Origin of the sequence: Halomonas sp. GFAJ-1, from assembly GCF_000236625.2 — a bacterium.
Lineage (GTDB): Bacteria > Pseudomonadota > Gammaproteobacteria > Pseudomonadales > Halomonadaceae > Vreelandella.
This window is the reverse complement of record NZ_AHBC01000075.1, coordinates 1-1,467: the sequence shown is the minus strand read 5'-3', so window position 1 is coordinate 1,467 and position 1,467 is coordinate 1. Positions and strand designations below refer to the sequence as shown.

The 1,467-nt window shown below is 49.4% G+C and carries 3 protein-coding genes; all 3 read left to right on the top strand.

What is annotated here, in order from left to right:
* On the top strand, positions 1–122 hold a 122-nt coding region (locus MOY_RS17090; protein WP_139029333.1), incomplete at its 5' end, for an IS3 family transposase.
* The gene (locus tag MOY_RS16320) at positions 115–684 is read left to right on the top strand and encodes a hypothetical protein (protein WP_009102041.1); all 570 of its coding nucleotides are present in this window, start codon (positions 115–117) and stop codon (positions 682–684) included. The genes MOY_RS17090 and MOY_RS16320, both read left to right, overlap by 8 nt.
* Positions 685–996: 312 nt before the next feature.
* Complete coding sequence (locus tag MOY_RS16315) at positions 997–1,350, top strand: hypothetical protein (protein WP_009102038.1); 354 nt, start codon at positions 997–999, stop codon at positions 1,348–1,350.
* Positions 1,351–1,467: the final 117 nt, after the last annotated feature.

Here is a 1,467-nt window from a genome sequence, read left to right as displayed (position 1 = left end):
GATGTGACGTGTTCAATTATATTGAAATGTTTTACAACCCAAAGCGCCGACACGGCACAAGTGATAACTTGTCACCGGTTGAGTATGAAAGGCGTTACTTTAAGAGCCTAACGGGTGTCTAGAATATCCGGGGCGATTCATACCCCTGAGCCGCGGGGCTTCCTTCGCGCTTATCAGCCACACCTGCGCTACTACCTAGTGGACGAGGCGCGCTATACTGACGAAGAGTTAGGTTTGGTGCAAACACCGCTGAGCGGGGTGTTTAGTATCGAGAAAGCTTCCAAAGATCGTCAGGGGCTTCAGCAGGCTGTGGATCGGGTTGTGGCCATCATTCAGGCTGATCCCCACAAAGATCGGATTGATAAAATTATCACCCGATGGCTTAAGCGCCATTTGCAGCGGCTTGGGGCTGAGGTCAATCTGGATCAGCTCAACAGTTTGGTGGAGGATAAAGATATGCTGGCAGAGAATCTTGAAAACTGGGCTCAGAAAGAGCGCCAAGTAGGGCGTCAAGAAACGGAGCAGCGTTTGAAGAAGGAAGCTGATCAGCGTGTTTTGGACAGCAAGCGACATGCAGCGCGCAAACTGATCGCCCGGACTGAAATGGATGATCAAGCGATTGCTGAGATTACAGACTTATCTGTTGAGGACGTAGATACGCTACGTGCCGAGGTAAAGCACTGACTTTGTTCTAAGCCTGTGGGGGTAAAAAATATGTTGGCTGAGAACCTTAAAACTGGGCGCAAATGAATACCTGGGTCACTAGGTGGTTACCGCCAATTCACTTGATGAGCTGTTCACCAACTAACACTTCTTCGCAGAGAGTCGAAATAGGTGCGCTGAAAATTTAGGGACTCTTGCTGGAAAGAGCATCGCCAAGGACGAGTTCAACGAGGAATGTTGTGACAAGGTTGCCACTATCGAAAGATCAAATCCCCTTCCGGGGCGCTCGGTGAGATCGAACGGGTCAATATTGATGTTGCCAATCAGTTGCCCGTGTCGTCATGGTTGGATGTTGAATTAGCCAATACCTTACTTATCTTCCACCCGGTTTCGGTGCAAAAGGTTTCGCGGCATTACGAAGTAGTCAGTGGTTTTCGCGCGTTTCATGCTGTAAGTGCATTGCTGGATCCAGAAGCCTTCATCTCGGTAGGCATCACAGATGCTCACGAATCTGATTTGGTCAGAGGAGCGTTGTTTGAGCTTATTAGCCATAGCCTGATGCACTGTCCTGTGGCTGTGGATGCGAAAGAGCGCGTCTATCGACAGTTAAAAGAGCTCTCTATTACGCTGCGTAAGACGCACGGCATCAAGGTGCCTAGGTTTTGTACGAAAAGCCTTATCTGCTAACTTTACCTATGCAAAAGCAGCATAGGGGAAAACAATGGTCGGACGTTACGAGATTTCTGATGACGGCTGGGCACAGATCGAAGATATCGTGGCTCCCCCTCAAACCATGGGCAGACC